Annotated in this window: 16 protein-coding genes and 1 pseudogene; 10 read left to right on the top strand and 7 right to left on the bottom strand. The window is 53.8% G+C overall.

Going from position 1 to position 16,544, the window contains the following annotated elements; genetic code table 11:
- The 3 genes and pseudogenes from M8006_RS08915 to M8006_RS08905 form a co-directional block, all read right to left on the bottom strand.
- Positions 1-199, bottom strand: a pseudogene (locus tag M8006_RS08915) (IS256 family transposase); the annotation flags it as partial.
- Between the two features lie 239 nt (positions 200-438).
- Positions 439-1,437: a GlxA family transcriptional regulator gene (locus tag M8006_RS08910; RefSeq protein WP_250081329.1), complete on the bottom strand. Its 999-nt coding sequence runs from the start codon at positions 1,435-1,437 to the stop codon at positions 439-441.
- Complete coding sequence (locus M8006_RS08905; protein WP_250081328.1) at positions 1,430-1,996, bottom strand: isochorismatase family protein; 567 nt, start codon at positions 1,994-1,996, stop codon at positions 1,430-1,432. The genes M8006_RS08910 and M8006_RS08905 overlap by 8 nt, the downstream gene beginning before the upstream one ends.
- Before the next feature lie 227 nt (positions 1,997-2,223).
- On the opposite strand from M8006_RS08905, the gene M8006_RS08900 reads away from it, so the two are divergent.
- The 6 genes from M8006_RS08900 to M8006_RS08875 all read left to right on the top strand — a co-directional run bounded on the left by M8006_RS08900 (position 2,224) and on the right by M8006_RS08875 (position 10,449).
- The gene (locus M8006_RS08900; RefSeq protein WP_250081325.1) at positions 2,224-2,895 is read left to right on the top strand and encodes a response regulator transcription factor; all 672 of its coding nucleotides are present in this window, start codon (positions 2,224-2,226) and stop codon (positions 2,893-2,895) included.
- Complete coding sequence (locus M8006_RS08895) at positions 2,895-4,202, top strand: sensor histidine kinase (protein WP_250081324.1); 1,308 nt, start codon at positions 2,895-2,897, stop codon at positions 4,200-4,202. Before M8006_RS08900 ends, M8006_RS08895 begins: the two co-directional genes overlap by 1 nt.
- A 122-nt stretch (positions 4,203-4,324) precedes the next feature.
- Positions 4,325-5,083 carry a MipA/OmpV family protein gene (locus tag M8006_RS08890; protein WP_250081322.1) on the top strand — a complete coding sequence of 253 codons (759 nt, stop codon included), beginning with the start codon at positions 4,325-4,327 and terminating at the stop codon, positions 5,081-5,083.
- Positions 5,073-6,209, top strand: a complete 1,137-nt coding sequence (locus M8006_RS08885) for an efflux RND transporter periplasmic adaptor subunit (protein ID WP_250081320.1) — start codon at positions 5,073-5,075, stop codon at positions 6,207-6,209. The genes M8006_RS08890 and M8006_RS08885 overlap by 11 nt, the downstream gene beginning before the upstream one ends.
- Positions 6,209-9,349, top strand: coding sequence for an efflux RND transporter permease subunit (locus M8006_RS08880; protein WP_250081317.1), 3,141 nt, complete (start codon positions 6,209-6,211; stop codon positions 9,347-9,349). The genes M8006_RS08885 and M8006_RS08880 overlap by 1 nt, the downstream gene beginning before the upstream one ends.
- The gene (locus M8006_RS08875; protein ID WP_250081315.1) at positions 9,331-10,449 is read left to right on the top strand and encodes an alpha/beta hydrolase family protein; all 1,119 of its coding nucleotides are present in this window, start codon (positions 9,331-9,333) and stop codon (positions 10,447-10,449) included. The genes M8006_RS08880 and M8006_RS08875 overlap by 19 nt, the downstream gene beginning before the upstream one ends.
- A gap of 53 nt (positions 10,450-10,502) precedes the next feature.
- On the opposite strand, the gene M8006_RS08870 is transcribed toward M8006_RS08875, so the two are convergent.
- Entirely contained in the window at positions 10,503-11,099 is a 597-nt protein-coding gene (locus M8006_RS08870; protein WP_250081314.1) for a GNAT family N-acetyltransferase, read from the bottom strand.
- A 194-nt stretch (positions 11,100-11,293) separates the two neighbouring features.
- On the opposite strand from M8006_RS08870, the gene M8006_RS08865 reads away from it, so the two are divergent.
- Entirely contained in the window at positions 11,294-11,614 is a 321-nt protein-coding gene (locus tag M8006_RS08865; protein ID WP_250081338.1) for an antibiotic biosynthesis monooxygenase family protein, read from the top strand.
- Positions 11,611-12,480 (top strand): AraC family transcriptional regulator, encoded by an 870-nt coding sequence (locus M8006_RS08860; RefSeq protein WP_250081312.1) that lies wholly within the window; start codon positions 11,611-11,613, stop codon positions 12,478-12,480. The genes M8006_RS08865 and M8006_RS08860 overlap by 4 nt, the downstream gene beginning before the upstream one ends.
- Here the strand turns inward: M8006_RS08860 and M8006_RS08855 are convergent.
- The gene (locus M8006_RS08855) at positions 12,460-13,053 is read right to left on the bottom strand and encodes a LysE family translocator (protein WP_250081310.1); all 594 of its coding nucleotides are present in this window, start codon (positions 13,051-13,053) and stop codon (positions 12,460-12,462) included. The genes M8006_RS08860 and M8006_RS08855 overlap by 21 nt on opposite strands.
- A 166-nt stretch (positions 13,054-13,219) precedes the next feature.
- Between M8006_RS08855 and M8006_RS08850 the strand changes: the two genes are divergently transcribed.
- Entirely contained in the window at positions 13,220-14,083 is an 864-nt protein-coding gene (locus tag M8006_RS08850; RefSeq protein ID WP_250081308.1) for a methylated-DNA--[protein]-cysteine S-methyltransferase, read from the top strand.
- A gap of 5 nt (positions 14,084-14,088) precedes the next feature.
- Here the strand turns inward: M8006_RS08850 and M8006_RS08845 are convergent, their stop codons facing one another.
- Positions 14,089-15,009, bottom strand: a complete 921-nt coding sequence (locus tag M8006_RS08845) for a glutaminase (RefSeq protein WP_250081306.1) — start codon at positions 15,007-15,009, stop codon at positions 14,089-14,091.
- A gap of 130 nt (positions 15,010-15,139) precedes the next feature.
- Between M8006_RS08845 and M8006_RS18375 the strand changes: the two genes are divergently transcribed.
- Positions 15,140-15,274 carry a MerR family DNA-binding protein gene (locus tag M8006_RS18375; protein WP_430886815.1) on the top strand — a complete coding sequence of 45 codons (135 nt, stop codon included), beginning with the start codon at positions 15,140-15,142 and terminating at the stop codon, positions 15,272-15,274.
- A 165-nt stretch (positions 15,275-15,439) separates the two neighbouring features.
- Here M8006_RS18375 and M8006_RS08840 read toward each other — a convergent pair whose 3' ends face one another.
- Positions 15,440-16,543 (bottom strand): DUF1513 domain-containing protein, encoded by a 1,104-nt coding sequence (locus M8006_RS08840; RefSeq protein ID WP_250081304.1) that lies wholly within the window; start codon positions 16,541-16,543, stop codon positions 15,440-15,442.
- Position 16,544 lies beyond the last annotated feature (1 nt).

Below are 16,544 nucleotides of genomic sequence, written 5' to 3'. Positions count from 1 at the left end.
CTGGCAAGTAACCGTTGCGAACCACGGCGCGTCGGCCATCGTCTAGTGTCTTGTCGGCGTACTGTTCAAGAAACATTGCCAGCTCGGCCTCTACGGCCTTGGTGATTAAGTCTCGCGCTCCCTTGCGTAACAGTTCATGCAACGGGTCTGTGATATCGTCTTCTGGCTGTGTCATGGCTTGGAGGGTAGAATCTGTCATGGCGTATCCATTTGTGTTGGTTGAAATCTTGGTCGTGATCAATCAACAGGATACGCCACCCTTCCTTCTGTCCTCCATACACAACATCCGACTATATCTCCCACTACAGGTACCATCCCCAGGTGGAGTATTCCCTTTTCGGCGCGAGGGCGCAGTCTCATTTGGAAGCAACCATGTGGGGGGGGGCTGTTCTTTACGGCTTAAAAGCTCTGGCGGGCTTCGCATTGGGGCAAATAAGCTCATCGAGATAGCTGCGAGCGACGCCATACGCTAGGCGGCGCTTTCTCTTGGCGAGCCCATACGCGCCTTAGCTGACGCTCATCACCGAATCCGGATGCTTCGGCGATGCGCGCTAATGTCCAGGTCGTTTCGGTCATTAACGCTTTGGCACGCTGCAAGCGTAACCCGATAATGTAATCGCCCACCAGCATGCCGGTGAGGGTTTTGAACTGGCGACGGAAATGGCGCTCGCTCATGGCTGCCTGAGCCGCCAATGTTTCGATACGCCAGGTTTTCGAGGGCGCGGCGCATATCGCATCTTGAACGCGATGCAGCCGCTCATCCACATGGTTGCGACCCTCAAGCCAAGCGCCCAGTTGAGGCTCCTGGCCGCTGCGACGAAGATACAGTACCATTTCTCGCGCTACCGCCAGGGCCAGAGAATGGCCGCAAGCGCGAGTAAGCCAGTAGAGCATGGTATCAATACCGGTTGAGATCCCCGCGCTGGTTAAGTACCGGCCATCCTCAATAAAGATGCAGTCGCTCTGTACTTTTGCCTGGGGGGCTTTAAGGCGTAACTGTTCGATGAGAGCGTGGTGGGTGGTGCAACGTCGCCCCTCTAATAGACCCGCATCCGCAAGTAATAGCGTGCCGGAGCAAACGGTCATTAGCGTATCCGCATAGTGGGCATTTGCCTTGAGCCAAACGACACATTCTTGTTGCGCCAATGGCTCAAGGCTATTGCGATACTGCCCTGGAATAAGCAGTAAATCTTGGAGAGGAAGCTGTTCTGGCAAGGGATCGATGCCGCTAAGCGTCAATGGCCCTAACCACTGCATGGCCGCTTTGGGGCCGATATAGCGCACCTGGACGTCTATCGAAAGCCGGTCTGCGCACTGCAAAACCTGGAGAGGGCCTATCAGATCAAGCGGCACCTGGCCTGGCATCATCAATACCGCTACCCGCAAGGTATTGGCGCGCTGGGATAGCGGATGGCTATTTAGCTGTTCATCACTCACGCGTTGTTTGCCATTCTTTAATCAAATCCTGTGTCAGGATAATACGCGCAAAGCGGTCTTCAAGGACTAATTCGGTGCGTGCCTTGATATCTTCCGTTGACCAGGTAATTCCCTGGCGCGTCATGGGAAACGTCAGGGTTGCATCGCTGACAAAATCAACGCTAAAACCTAAATCTGACGCTACGCGCGTGGTTGTCTCGCAGCACTGTTCTGTGCGAATACCGCTAATCGCAAGTTGCGTAATGTCGAGTTCGCGTAACCAATTTTCAAGCTCAGTATCGCTGAATGCATTATGAACACGCTTATGGAATGTCACCGCCGCTTCATCGTCAAAACCATCAAGCGGGCGAATTAGGTCATTAGCGGGGTCAAAAGCACCTTGGCTACCAGGTGCTTCATGAAAAATGCGCACAACAGGTATGTTATTTGCCTGCGCCGCGTCTAGCACTGCTCGTTGCTTGGGGCGCCATGCTTGCGCCAGTGATTCTACCCAATAATCGCGGGCGGGAAAGGACGCTTGAACGTCAATTAATAGCAGTGCGGTTTTAGACTGAGTCATGGCTAATCTCATCGTGTTGAAGTGAGGCTACAGATTAGCTATTCCCATTTCAGCCAACGATACCTTGAGCGGTCCAAAAGCGGTCAATTTCGGCCACATAGGATTGATGGATGGCGGCAAACTAAGGCGGTGCAGCGATTATGCACACGCCTCAAAAACGGCAGGCTTAATGTAATATTAAGACATTTCCATTTAAGCTAACTATTCTTTTTCCGTAGTTGGCCGCCATGAAAATATTAATCATTGAAGATGACCGGGACTTGGCACTGGCTATTTCCGAGTATCTGGAATTGCACCGTGTCGAATGCGACTTTGCCTATACTGGGGCCAGCGGTATCACCCTGGCATCCCAGCAGCATTATGACGGTTTGATCCTGGATAACATGCTGCCGAAGGTGCAGGGCATCGATGTTTGTCGGCAACTGAGGGCTAATGGTGTTGATACGCCGATACTGATGCTGACCGCTTGCGATATGGAAGGCGATCAAATGGAGGGGTTTAATGCCGGTGTCGATGACTATGTCATCAAGCCTTGCACGATGCCGCTACTCTTGGCCCGACTGAATGCGCTGTACCGCCGTCGTCACCCCGAGCGTGAATGTATACGGATTGCTGATCTCAGGATCTACCCAAAAGAGCACCGGGCCATTCGTGCTGAGCAGGAGCTGAAACTGACGCCGACCAGCTGGAAAATTCTGTTATTACTTGCCCGTCGATCGCCCGCTGTGGTTTCGAGAAACGACATTGTGGAGCATGTCTGGCCAGGCGAGGAGGTGGAGGAGGGAACCGTCAATGTGCACTTACACCAACTGCGTAAAGTGGTTGATAAACCTTTTGAACAGCTCCTCATTCATACCCATGTCGGGGTTGGGCTGTCGCTGTTTGTGGAGACGCGGTGATGTCTTCTAATCCGGTTCGTAGTTTAGCCGCCCAGTCTCGACAGCACTTGCTGTATTTGGCCATTGCCATCTTTATTGGGCAGATTGCGCTGGTCACCATTTTCAGCTTTTATCAGGTGGGTCAGGCGGCTAAGTATTATATGCATCTTGATGCGATTAAGTTGCAGCAGGCGGTCAATAACAATCCCGACTATGTACTGCCGCAGCGAGGTGAAGTGAGCGCCTACCGGGAGTGGGATGACATTCCCCTAGAGATCCGGCAGCTATTTTCTAGCAGTAAAACTCAACCACTGGAGCCGCTGGAAATAGAGCGGGTTAATGAGCAGGGTATTCGTGAATACGGTTATTTGCTCTATTCGCACGTGCCGTCTCAAGTACATTCTCAAGAGCAGTCACAAGAGCAGTCACAAGAACAGCAGACCGGTGGCCTTTATCTGTTGGAGTTTGAAGAGGCTGACAAGATTGATGCCTTGGCCGAAGCTATTTTCAAGCAGGCATTGATCGAAGCTAGCCTGGTGACTGGGATATTTAGTCTGGTGCTGTTTTTGGTTATCTCCTGGCTGTTTAAGAGCGCCGTGAAGCCTCTATCGCTACTCGTGGAGTGGTCAAGTCGGGTTAAGCAGCAACCAGGTAGCGAGATTGATGTTCAGTTCTCGATCAGCGAGCTCAATGAAATCGCCAATCAGTTGCTGTCGACACTGCAACAGGTTAGAGAATACAACGAGCGCGAGCAGCAGTTTCTTCGCCATGCCAGCCACGAGCTGAGAACTCCTCTCGCTATTATTCAGGCTTCCCTGGATACATTAGGGGTGAGAACTGCCCCTGAGGATCCTAATTTTCCTTCTCTGTTGCGGGCTAGTCGAGCCTGCGCCAATATGATCTTGTTGTCGGAAGCCCTTTTGTGGCTGGCACGCCCATCCTCCAGGCCTATTGGAAAGTCCATCGTCTGGCCAGGCGCATTGTGCAGCGAACTGTTGGTGGATATGCAGTATCTGGTTGAGAATAAAAATATTCAGATGTCACTTAACAATCAGGCCAGCAGTATCAACATTGAACATGATCTGTTTCGCATTGTACTAGCCAATTTGATCCGTAATGCGTTCCAGCACACGGGTAGTGGGACGATTACCCTAGTGATTACAGATAACTCGTTGGTTATTTCAAACCCCGTCGACGCTGCTGGCAAACCTGAAACGGTCAGTTTCGGATTAGGCTTGCAATTGGTCGAGCGTATTGCCAACCGGCTTGATTGGCAGTTTGAGTTTGTCCTTGACTACCCGTGGGCTTGTGTAACCCTACGCTGGTAATTATCGCCATTCCCACCAGAATATCTTAAGACCCGCTTAATACCCTCTGTCTGACAATCGACTCCGCAAACATCAGCCTCTCACTTCACCTTGAGTTACTGATTCAAAACGGAGTCAACCCAATGAAGATTCGTTCTCTCATTCCCCTGGCGACGGCTATTCTGGCCACCTATTCACCCTGGTCCTTCAGCCAGGAACAAGAAAGCGCCGACACCTTTGCTATCGGGCTTATTGCCTACACGGAACCGTCCCTTTACGTAGGCGGTAAGGACAATGCAGGTCTGCTGCCCTATATCGAGTGGGAGTCGAACAACTGGTTCTTTCGTGACTATTCACTGGGTAGCTATCTAGCGGGAGGAGACAATTGGGCCTTGTCCGCGGCGGTTGGTTATCACGCCTTCGGCGATGTTGAACGGGGTAACAGTCCTGAGCTCAAGGACATGAAGAAGCTCGACGACATCTACACTGCCGCAGTGAGTGTCGATTGGTTTGGTTCGTTGGGTCACCTGACGTTGGGCTACCGGCAGGATATCACCGGCAACCATAATGGGGGCTCAGCCGTGATCGGCTACGGTTACCCGCTTGAATTCCAGCAGTGGAGTATTGAGCCGCATATTTCACTGACCTACGCGGGTAGTCAGGTGGCGCGCTACTACGTTGGAGTCGATGCCGATGATGCGAAGGTAGGGCGTCCTGAATACCGTCCGAGAGGCGCTTATCAGTATCAGGCTGGAGTCAGTTTGTCTCGTTTGTTTGGCGAATCGCATCGGATACTGATTGACCTCAGTCACCGCCGTTTTTCCAACGAGGTTCATGACAGCCCTATCGTCGATAACGATCACCTTTGGTCTATCAGCGCAGGCTATCTCTATGCGTTTTAAAAGACTGTTCAACAGTCGAGCCCTGGCCTTGATTTTGGCAATTGGCATTCTGTTGGGTGTTACTGGGCTGGTTATTGAGGTGGGGGACACTACCGGCATTGAACAACGCAATCATGCGCCGCCCCCACCCCTCGTCAGCGTTGAACAAATCAGCAGTGGTGAGCAGTCTGTGCAGATTGAAGCCTATGCCGAAGTGACGTCACGCTGGGCTGTCGAGTTAAAATCGGAAGTCGATGGTGTCGTCGTTAGGGTATATGACCGCGCCCTGGCTGGCAGTCGCGTTAGTGAAGGCGAGCCACTGACGGTAATTGACGATACTCGCTATCAGGCAGCACTGGCTGATGCCGAGCGCTTGCTCCGTGAGGCCGAACTGGAACGGGAGCGGGCGGGGTACGCTACCCAGGTGGCCAGGCGACAGTTTGAAAGCGCCGGAAAACAACCGCCCAATGAGCTGGCCCTGCACCTTCCTCAACGACATATTGCCGATGCTTCGGTTAAAGCGGCCAGTGCCCGTGTTGATGTGGCGCAGCGGGAACTCGATCGCACTGTGATAAGGGCGCCCTATAGCGGTTTTATTGTCGAACGCTATGTCAACCCGGGGCAAATGCTAATGACGGGAGACCTGGTCGCTAGGCTGATTGATGACGCTCACTATGATTTAGCTGTCAGCATCAGTAAGAGTGATTGGCAACGGCTTGATCATCCTATCCAAGGGCAAAAGGTAGCGCTCTACAGCGATCAGGGCAATTCTGTTGGCGAGGCAGAAATTCGCGAGGGAGGAGGCTACCTTGATACCGTAACACGCCACTATATCGTGCACCTTGATCTCCAAGGTGCTGAGACTTCTGTTCTGGCTGGGGACTTCGTTAGAGTTAGCTTTCAAGGCCGCACAGAGGAAAACACTCTCAGCCTTCCAGCTTCGGCACTGACCGCCGATGGTTCAATCTGGTGGGTCGAAGATGACAGTACTCTGGCTCGTAGCATTGTCGATGTGCTGTCCCACCGCGATGATCGCGTATTGGTCAGAGCGCCGTCCGATAACGATCAGTGGCACATCGTCGCCGTGCCCCTGACCTCCTACCTACCGGGCCAGCGTGTCAGGACAACCGTCGGTGAGGCTTGGTGATGCGTGTCTTGACCGCTTGGTTTATTCGTAACTCGGTTGCCGCCAATCTACTGATGACCTTCATCCTGTTGGTGGGCTTAGTCACCCTTAACACTATGCGTATTGAGGGCTTCCCTCGCATTGAGCCGGATAGCATTACCATCACCACAGTGTTTCCAGGCGCGCCACCCAACAAGGTCGATACCCTGATCAGCCAGAAAATCGAAACGGCTTTAGAAGGCTTAGAAGGGGTTCGCAGCCTTTCAGCGATCTCCAGCGACGGCGTCTCTACAATTACCGTCAGGCGTGCCAGCGGTCAAAGCCTTGATAAGCTGTTGGATAAGGTACGCTTGCGAATGGATAGTGGGATCGAGTTGCCTACCAGGGCTGAAAGGCCGCAAATCGACGCCAGTGGTTTTGACTATCCAGCACTGTATATCAACGTTTACGGTGATGCTGAGCAGACCACTTTGCATGAGCTCGCCAAGCGTTTGAGGAAGGCGCTTCTGGCCCAGCCAACGTTATCGCGATTGAATGTTTGGGGCCTACACAAACAAGAGCTGCGTATTGAAGTCGACAGCCAAAAACTACGTCAGCTAAACCTGACCGTGCCCGATGTAGTGGAACGTATTCGTGCGAGTTCACTGGAGTTTCAGGCTGGTTCCCTGAGAACTCGCGCAGGTCGTATCTATATCAGGGCTGATAGTGAGGCTGAGTACGCGCCTGAGTATGGTGCCATTGCAATCGTTAAGAAACATGGCGGCGATCAAGTATTGTTGCGTGACATCGCCATTATCCAGGATACGACCGTCGAGGGTGACTATCGATTTCGCTTTAACGGTCAGCCCTCTTCGGGCATGGAAATATTAGTGGGCCAGCGGGAAAATCTACTGCATATTTCAGAGGTTACTCATGGCGTGCTACATGACTTTCGCCGCCAATTGCCTCGGGGGGTTGACGTGGTCGTGTGGGGCGATAGCGCTGACTATATAGGCGACCGCCTGAGCCTACTAACCAAAAATGGCCTTCAAGGCCTGGTGCTGGTTGTTCTGATTCTGGCCCTTTTTCTTGATGTCAAACTTGCCTTCTGGGTGGCGATGGGAATTCCCGTATCGGTACTAGGCGCTATCGCTGTATCCGGTACCAGCTGGGTAGATTACTCGCTGAATGATATCACCACGTTTGGCTTCATCCTGGCCTTGGGCATTCTGGTTGATGACGCCGTGGTGGTTGGGGAGGGCGTGTTTGAGCAGCGTCGCCTTAACAACAATCCCATTGCCGCCACTGAAGCGGGGGTGGCAAAGGTTTCGGTTGCCACCGTTTTCGGTGTTCTGACCACTATTGCTGCTTTCTTTCCTCTGCTGATCCTCGATAACCCCCTGGGCAAGGTGCTCGCGAGCTTTTCGGGCGTTGTCATCCTAGCGCTGGTGTTTTCACTAGTAGAAAGTAAGTTCATCTTACCTGTTCACCTTGCTGGCATTGATCTTGGCAACCCCCCTAAGTGGTTAGTGGCCCGTCTCTGGCAGTCGGTGCAACTGAGTGCTCAAGCTGTGTTGTTTTTCCTGCGCGACCGTTGCTATGTGCCTCTGCTTTCGTTAACGGTTCGCCACCGCTATGCAGCGCTAATCTTTTTCATCAGCGTGGCTGTGCTGGTATTGGGGCTAACCATGAAGGGTATGGTTAAAAGTGTTTTCTTCCCAGAGGTGCCCGGCCAGGTCATTAGCATCACCCTGGAGATGGATTCTGGAGCACCGTTTGAACTGACCCGCGCTAATGTTGAGCATATCCGTCGCGAGGGGGAAGCTGTCAGTGAGTTTTTACAACAGCAGCATGACCTGGATCAACCCCCTGTGCGAACTACCTTCGAAGCGATTAGCAGTGCTGAATCTGCCGCTATCTATGCTGAACTCACGCCGGTGGCTGCGCGGCCAGGTATTGACATCCAAGACGTCATTCAGCGCTGGCGTCAGCAAGTTGGCCAACTTGAAGGGAGCATTGAATTACGCTTTACGGGTTCTGAAGAGATTGGCGGTGGCTTCCAAATCAAATTGACCAGTGGCGACCAAGCGACGCTAGTCGCGGCTGGAAATGTGCTCAAGGATTACCTGGATACCATCGGTGGAGTGCATAACCCCCGTGATTCGATGGCTGGAGCCCAGGCTGAACTTGCGGTCACGCTGAAGCCTTCTGCCGAAAACCTGGGGTTTGATCAGCAGACCCTAGCGATGCAGATAAGCGCTGCTTTCGGTGGCGCTGAGGTGCAAAAAGTTCAGCGTGATGACACTGAGTTAGCAGTCCTAGTGCAATATGGCATTGAACAACGCAATACGATGGATGATCTATTGCAATCCCACATCCGCAACCATGATGATCAGTGGGTACTGCTCTCCGCGATTGCTAATGTCGAACAGATCCTTAAGCCAAAGGCTGTCTATCGGGAAAATAATCACTGGGTCAATCTGATTTCGGCCACCATCGACCGCACTGTGATTGCCCCTGAAGAAGTAGCGCAGGCCATATTCAGTCAACTAGTGCCGCAACTCCAGCAGCAATACCCAGATTTGGGCATTCATCTTGGAGGCGAGCTGGAAGAAATGGGTGAACTACAGGGTGGCCTGAAGAAGGCCCTGTTAATCGCCATGATATTGATCTACATGCTCATGGCGGTGCCGTTAAAATCCTACTGGCAACCCTTTATTATCCTGGCAATTATCCCGTTCGGTTTTGTTGGCGCCATTCTCGGCCACCTGTATCTCGACCTAGCCCTGTCGTTACTATCGGTGTTCGGCATGTTAGCCCTGGCCGGTGTGGTCGTGAACGATAGTCTGGTGATGCTGAGCCGCCACAACGAGCTTGTTGCCGACGGCATGGTCCCCTATGACGCTATTCAGGCTGCAGCCACTAGCCGATTTCGGGCGATTTTTCTCACCACAACCACTACGGTGATTGGTTTGCTGCCGCTGCTCTCAGAAAGCTCTGAACAGGCCCAATACCTGAAGCCCGCTGCGGCCTCGCTAGCCTTTGGCGAGCTATTCTCCACCGTTCTAATGCTGTTCCTAGTGCCTGTGCTAATTGCCATTACCCAGGACCTGAAGCGACCCCGCCAGGTCGCTCCGTCAACCAAACCGCCCAAGGAACCCCCATGCTACTCTTCTCAGTAAGTGCTAAGAACACAAGTACTAAGAACACAAGTGCTAGGCGTATTGCTGTTGTCTTGCTGCTGCTATGCCTGGGCTTAGGCGCGATTTTTATTATCGCTGACGAAGATTCCTTGGTGCTTAGGGAAATCAGCTTCGTTCACGCTGGTAACACCCTGCAAGGCGTATTGGTACTGCCAAGCTCGACGGCTATGCCTGATTCATGCGTGGTTTTTGTTCACGGCTCCGGCGATATGCCGCGCGATGCTTATGGCTACTACGAACCCTTGTGGCGCCAGTTTGCGGAGCAAGGATGGTGCTCGCTGTCCTGGGACAAACCCGGCGTGGGTGAGTCCGAGGGCGATTGGCGACTGCAATCAATGGCGGATCGGTCCGATGAAGTTGCTGCGGCTATTGAATTTCTGCATACACACGTTGGCCTGGGGGAGAGGCAAACTGGCTTGATTGGTTTTAGTCAAGCGGGCTGGGTGCTGCCCAAGGTTGCTAACTTGCGCGATGATATTACCTTCCTAATCTCGGTGTCGGGCGCGGTCAATTGGATGGATCAATCGCGTTATTCTGGACGTCAACGCATGATCGCAGAAGGCCTGACAAAGCAGGAGATCAAGGCGAAAGAGTATGCCGCTGAACAGGTCAACGCATTAATACAGCGCAATGCACCTTATGCAACCTATTTGGAGCATATCGAAGGTGAGGTAGACGTTGAGCCAATGAGTGAAGCTTTCTGGAGCTTCGCGAAGCGCAACTGGCAAGCCGATGTGCGTAGCGACCTGCAAGCTATCAAGGTACCTATGCTGGCGCTCTTTGGCTCCCATGATGCCTATGTCGATCCGATTTCCAGCGCGACTGCCTATCGTCAACTGCTTGAGCGCTCAGCCGCACCGTTCTTCGAAGTTCGCCGCGTCGACGGCGCTGACCATAGCCTGGTGAAGTCAGATCAGGTGAAACATGACCATCAAGGCATGGATGCTTGGCTGAAACTGTTCAAAATTTGGCTGTTGGGTGACAAAATTTTCGCGGATGGTGTTCTCGATTGTTTGGCCAGCTGGCTGGATAGGTTTCCCGAGTCAAGTGCCCAGCCGACCCTGAAGGTGGCTGATTAGCATGTGGCATAGTGAAGGTGAGGGGTGAGAGTAGTAGAAGTAGAAGTCCTGTGCTAGGTGGTATCTGTTAGCTTTAACACCATGGTGGTTGATCCAGAAAAGCCGATTAGCCACTTCAGGTAGGGAAAATAGTCGTATTTTACGGCGACAAAGCCTTTGGACTCGTACAGTTTTCTTGCTCTTGGATTGCTATGGATAACGTCTAATCGAACCGTCTCGAAACCATTATCCGAGGCGTACGCAATAATCTGTTCGAGAAGTTGGGAGCCTACGCCTTGGCCGCGGAACCGGCTGTCGACAGCAATCCCATCCATCACCAACTCACCGGGTTTAGGTCGGCGTTCGAATAGACTGAATACCAGGCAGGCCCAAAGCCCTTTCAGTAAGCCAAGCTCTTCTATCAGCTGTTTCATATCGATGCCGGCCGTTAGCGAGCCATCCGACTGTTGAAATCCCGCTAGTCCAATCACCTCATCTTCAAAAATAGCGGTAAAGGAAAACGCTGGGATAAAACACGCGGAGAGCAACTGGATGCGTTGTGCCCTGTCAGAGATTGCGCTAGCAAATTTAGCGCCAAATGCTTGCTCATAAAGCTTGGCAACAGGCTTTGCTTTTTCTAGCTGGAAGCCTCTCTGAATTAGAATATTCATTGGTGGATTCCTGAGTTCAAAGATTGATCATAATTGAATCAGAGTAAACGTATTAACGTTCACGCAGGCAAATATCGCATCTCTTGCGGTGATTGAAGACAAATTCAGCGTTCAATGGCTATGATAAAGTTGCTATAGGCTCTGGCCACTCAGTGGCGGAGACTTTTATTATGCCGGATGAATGTGACGAGACGATGCCCTTGATTGCTAACACACCCGAACCGCCTTACTACGCCGTTATTTTTACGTCTCTGCGGACTGATATAGATGATAACGGCTACAACGAAATGGCTGCCCGAATGGTTGAATTTGCCGCCCAGCAGCCAGGGTTTCTAGGGGTTGAATCGGCCCGTGAGGAAGTTGGTGTCACGGTTTCCTACTGGGCCGATGTCGCGTCGATTAAAGCGTGGAAAGCTCACGCGGAACATCAGGAAGCCCAGCGGTTAGGGCATCAGCAGTGGTACCAGCATTTCAAAACACGCATTGCCAGGGTAGAGCGCGATTACGGGATATGAACAACACGTCATCTGGGTCTCAATCATCAAGCCTTCATCCGCCGCCTGTTTTCTGGCGCGATGCCCGTCTGCCTTACGTTGAACTGCGAAAAATCAGTGACGCAAGGCAGGTTTGTTATGCGCCGCATAGCCACGTTGAGTGGTCGGTGGGAGCGGTGACCTCAGGCAAAAGTACGTTTTGTTATCGAGCATCGACGTACGCTATTCGCGCGGGGGATCTGGTGATGATGAATCCTGACTGGGTGCATGCGTGCAATCCGGTTGAGAACCAGCCCTGGGCCTATCTGATGCTGTATGTAGATGCGCAATGGCTGGCGGGCTTGCGCTATCAGATCGGCGTGCTGGGGACGCCTAGCTGGGTAGATATCGAGACAGCGGTGATTTCAACCCCAGACTTATATGCCCACTATTGTGATATGGCAGCGTGCCTCTTGGATCAGCAGCGCTCGATTTCAGAAAAGCACACGGCGCTCACCGGGTTTCTCACTACACTGATGTTGGCGTTAGCGCATGAAACCCGCGCTTCCCGCCCTCAGCCGCCGGAGGGCTTGCGCGCTGCAGCCGCGTACTTGGAGGTAAACGCTGCGGTTGATGTTTCCCTCGATACGCTGTGTCAGTTAACCGGTTACAGCGCCGGGCATCTTATTCGTGCGTTCAAGCAGCATTATGGGTTGACACCCCACGCCTACCTGGTCAATCGGCGTGTTCAGCTGGGGCAACGGGCGCTTAAACAGGGCGAGTCGATTGCTGATTCAGCCCTGTTGGCCGGTTTTAATGATCAACCTCATTTTCAGCGCACGTTTAAGCGCCTGGTAGCCGCGACGCCTAATCAATACCGTTGGCCACTATCGAAACACCAGGAATAAACTGCTTGCCAGCAGGCAGATAGCCAGAAAACGGTTAATGGTCAGTAAAATAAATGGCCGATTGATGTAACGCTTCAGAAAAGCACCGGCATAGACCCAGCTAGCCAGAGACAGCCAGCAGATTGGTAAGTAAACCAGGGCAAATAGCCACAGCTGATAAGGGTCGTTACCACTGGTATAGGCACCGATGCCAGCGGCAGACGCTAGCCATGCTTTGGGGTTTAACCATTGCATCATGGCGCCGGTGATAAAGCCAGGCGGTTTATCGGCGCTCTGGCCATGAATCGAGCCGTCATGTCGAAAGAGTTGGTAGCTTAAATAGAGCAGGAAAAGCATGCCTGCCCAGCGTAACGCCTCTTCCAGCACTGGCATGAGCTGCAGCAGTGAATACAGTCCCGCCCCGATTGCCAGAAAAAGTGCTATAAAGCCTAATGTTGCGCCAGTCACGAAGGTTAACCCTTTCGCGATGGGGTAATGCGTGCCGCTACTCAGACACACAATATTGACCGGGCCTGGGGAAATAGACGCCGCCAGTGCAAACGCAGACATGGGTAACAGTAGTGAAACGCTCATTATCATTCTCCTGAAGGGGAGCGTCAGTTTGCAGTAGCGTCTAAACGGCGTATTGAACAAAATTGAGATACCGCGCCATTGCGCAAGATTCGGGTGTGCGTGATGGCACGGGCTGGTTAAGCTTGGTGAATGCGGTGTTTCGATAAGCTCTGATGAGAACCGGTTTATGAATGATTACGCGCGTATTGAAAAAGCGATGGCCTACATGGTGGCGAATGCCGCTGATCAGCCATGTCTGGACGCCGTGGCGGCGCAGGTGCATTTAAGCGCTTACCATTTTCAGCGGATATTCTGCCGTTATGCGGGGATCAGCCCCAAGCGTTTTTTACAGGCGCTGACGCTGGAGAGAGGCAAGCAACTGATTGCCTCAGCGGAAAGCTTGGACACGACCGCGCATTCGTTGGGGCTGAGCGGTAGCTCACGTCTTTATGATCATTTTGTGCAGCTGGAAGCGGTGACACCGGGCGAATTCAAGCGCCAGGGGGAGGGGGTTGACATTACCTACGGCGTGCATCCAACGCCCTTTAGTGAGGTGTTGGTGGCGATGACGCCAAGGGGAATCTGCCGAATGGCCTTTGTGGCGGCTGGCCATCAGGCGTCGCTGTTGGAGCAACTTGGCAAACAGTGGCCGCGCAGCACGCTAAACCACCGGCCTGAGGCCACCCGCTATGTGGTGGATGCCTTGTTTCTAAAAACAGCAAAAACGCAGCCAGAGACAACACCCCACATATTGCCGCTACACGTAAGCGGCACCAACTTCCAGATCGCCGTATGGCGCGCACTGCTGACGATTCCGGATGGGCATCTGGCAAGTTACTCGCAGATTGCTCAAGCACTGGGCATGCCGAAAGCCTCTCGTGCTGTTGGCAATGCCGTGGGGGCTAACCCGGTTGCTCTGTGGATTCCCTGCCACCGAGTGATTCAACAAAGCGGTGCGCTAGGCGGCTATCGATGGGGCATTGAAACCAAACAGCAGGTACAGGCCTGGGAAGCCGCCCAGCATTCCCCTTTGCTAGCTGGCTGTTCGTAAACAGCCTAGTGCCCAAATACCGACCAGCCGGTGTGCTGGACAAACATTTCCAGCGCACGCGTGCCGAGCAGGCTATTGCCATAGTGATCCAGCCCCGGTGACCATACCGCCAGCGAACCGCGGCCGGGCGCAATTGCCAGAATGCCGCCGCCAACGCCGCTTTTGCCCGGTAAGCCCACGCGGAACGCAAACTCCCCGGAGGCATCATAGTGGCCGCACATCATCATCAGCGAGTTGATCCGGCGGGCGCGCTGGGGCGATACCACACGTAAATCGCTGGGCTGATTGACGCCATCGGAGGCTAGAAATAAGCCGGCATGAGCCAACTGGTCGCAGCTCATGGCAATCGCGCACTGGTGGAAATAGGTGCCTAACACTTTGTCGACATCGTGACGCAGGCGGCCAAAGGCTTTCATGAAATGCGCCAGCGAGGCGTTGCGGTCTTTGTGCTGCATTTCGGACGCCGCGACCTGATGGTCAAAACAAATGCTGTTATCGTCGGCAATGTAGCGCACAAAACTGAGAATTTCTGCCAGGGTCTCTTTGGGCTCGTGGCCCATCATGATGGCATCAACAACGGCAATCGCCCCGGCATTAATAAAGGGATTGCGCGGCTTTCCGCCTTCGTGTTCAAGCTGCACGATGGAATTGAACGGGTCGCCGGAAGGCTCTCGACCGACCCTTGACCACAATCCGTCCCCCCATTTGCCCAGCGCAATGGTCAGGGTGAAGACTTTGGAAATACTCTGGATCGAGAAGGGGGTGGTGGCGCAGCCTGCCGAAAAGCGTTGGCCATCTACCGTGGTCAGGCTGATTCCAAATTGACGGGGATCTACATGGGCCAGCTGAGGAATGTAGTCAGCCACTTTGCCACGCTCGGTTTCAAGGGCAAGCTCGGCGGCAATGTTGTTGAGTAATTCTTGCATGTAATACGAATTCGTTTGGCAGCGTGAGGCGCTACCCTAGCGGAAATTAGCAAGCTTGTCTGCTAGCGGACGAGGCTGTGTGAACACATAGCTGTCGCTATACTTTAGCCTGGCCGAGCAGGGCCTGTTCATGCTCAAGGGCACCATCGTCGGGTCGCCTGCGCTTCATCGGCGCTGCCGGAAACTGGGCTTCTCCCTCGATCAGGTCCGTGACCTCCTTGCGCTTTCATCGGATACTGAGCAGTCCTGGGCCGTGATGCCATAACGCCGGACTGACTCGTGTCCGCATGTCAATCTCATGTATCGCAGCGCTTGGTACGTCTTTCTTCCCCCTCTCCGCCATTGCGGGATTGTGGCTGGCTAGTTCCACGCTTTTTAACCGAATCAGACAGGTACAATGGTTCGGACAGTTTTAAATAAAGCCTGATGCTCAGACGAGATGATGATCCCAGTGGACGGGCAGATTGGCGATTTCACGGGACTTGTTGTCGGTGCCTAGACGGACCAGCTTGCCCCGGCCCGAGGAAACCAGAAAGTCGCCGCCTGCCAATGCCTGGATCCCGGCACAGTCCGGGATGGAGGCACGGCTTACCAGCCTGCCGCTGCGGCCCTCGAATACTACCGCGGTGCCTCCGACCGGTGAGGTGGCGGCCACCAGGTCGTTTTCGGGGTGGGCGGTCACACTGGCGATATAATTGGCCAGTGCTGACTGGGTCGCGTCGTCAAAGCGTATTTCCTGAAGTCTACCGTCCTGCAGGCGGGCCAGCAGTGGCGGCGCTTGGTGGAGCGGTCCCTGATACTGATAGGCCGCGTACACCTCACCGGTAGGGTTGACATCTACATGCCGGATACTTTGCTGGTGGTGGGATGGATGAAACCGACCCAGGATGTTTCCGGAGCGACGGTTCATCAGGACCAGTGCCGGTTGCATGGTATCCAGGTTGAGCTTGATGCGATCGTAGTCCGGGTGGGTCAGGATGCCGCCCAGGCCGATGACCAGGGTTTCGCCATTCGGATGCAGGGTGAGCTGATGAGGCCCGATGCCCGCCAGCTCAAAGGTGTCGACCCGTCGGTAAGCGTCGTCGGCATCGTAGACGGCAACGATACCCTCGCCCTGGGCGTAGCGGCTGGCGGTGGCATAGAGCCATCGCCCATCAAGGGAAAACACGCCATGGCCCACAAAATGCTCGCCAGTAGCTGCCTTGACGTGGTGAAGCCGGGCACCGCTGCTTTGATCGAGCACGTAAAATGACGAGCCGGGTCGGCGCTCGAAGAACAGTACCTGCGCGCCGCCGGGACGATTGCAGCCACTGTGGCAACGGGTATCCACCGGGGACTGCCAGAGCGGCTGTCCGTGGCGGTTTATGGCACTCACCCCGAATCCGCCGTCTGACAGGCCAACCGCCCCGGTAAAATGTTCCGGCGCATAGCCCGCCTTGAGCGGCAGAAGGTTGCAGCCGAAGAGCGTGGCGCTTAGTCCGCCTGCCATGCCGGCTTTCAGAAGTTGTCGTCGGCTGAGATGCAAGATGTCCATC

This window comes from Halomonas llamarensis (assembly GCF_023555005.1).
Taxonomy (GTDB): domain Bacteria; phylum Pseudomonadota; class Gammaproteobacteria; order Pseudomonadales; family Halomonadaceae; genus Vreelandella; species Vreelandella llamarensis.
This window is presented reverse-complemented; position numbering and strand designations above follow the sequence as displayed.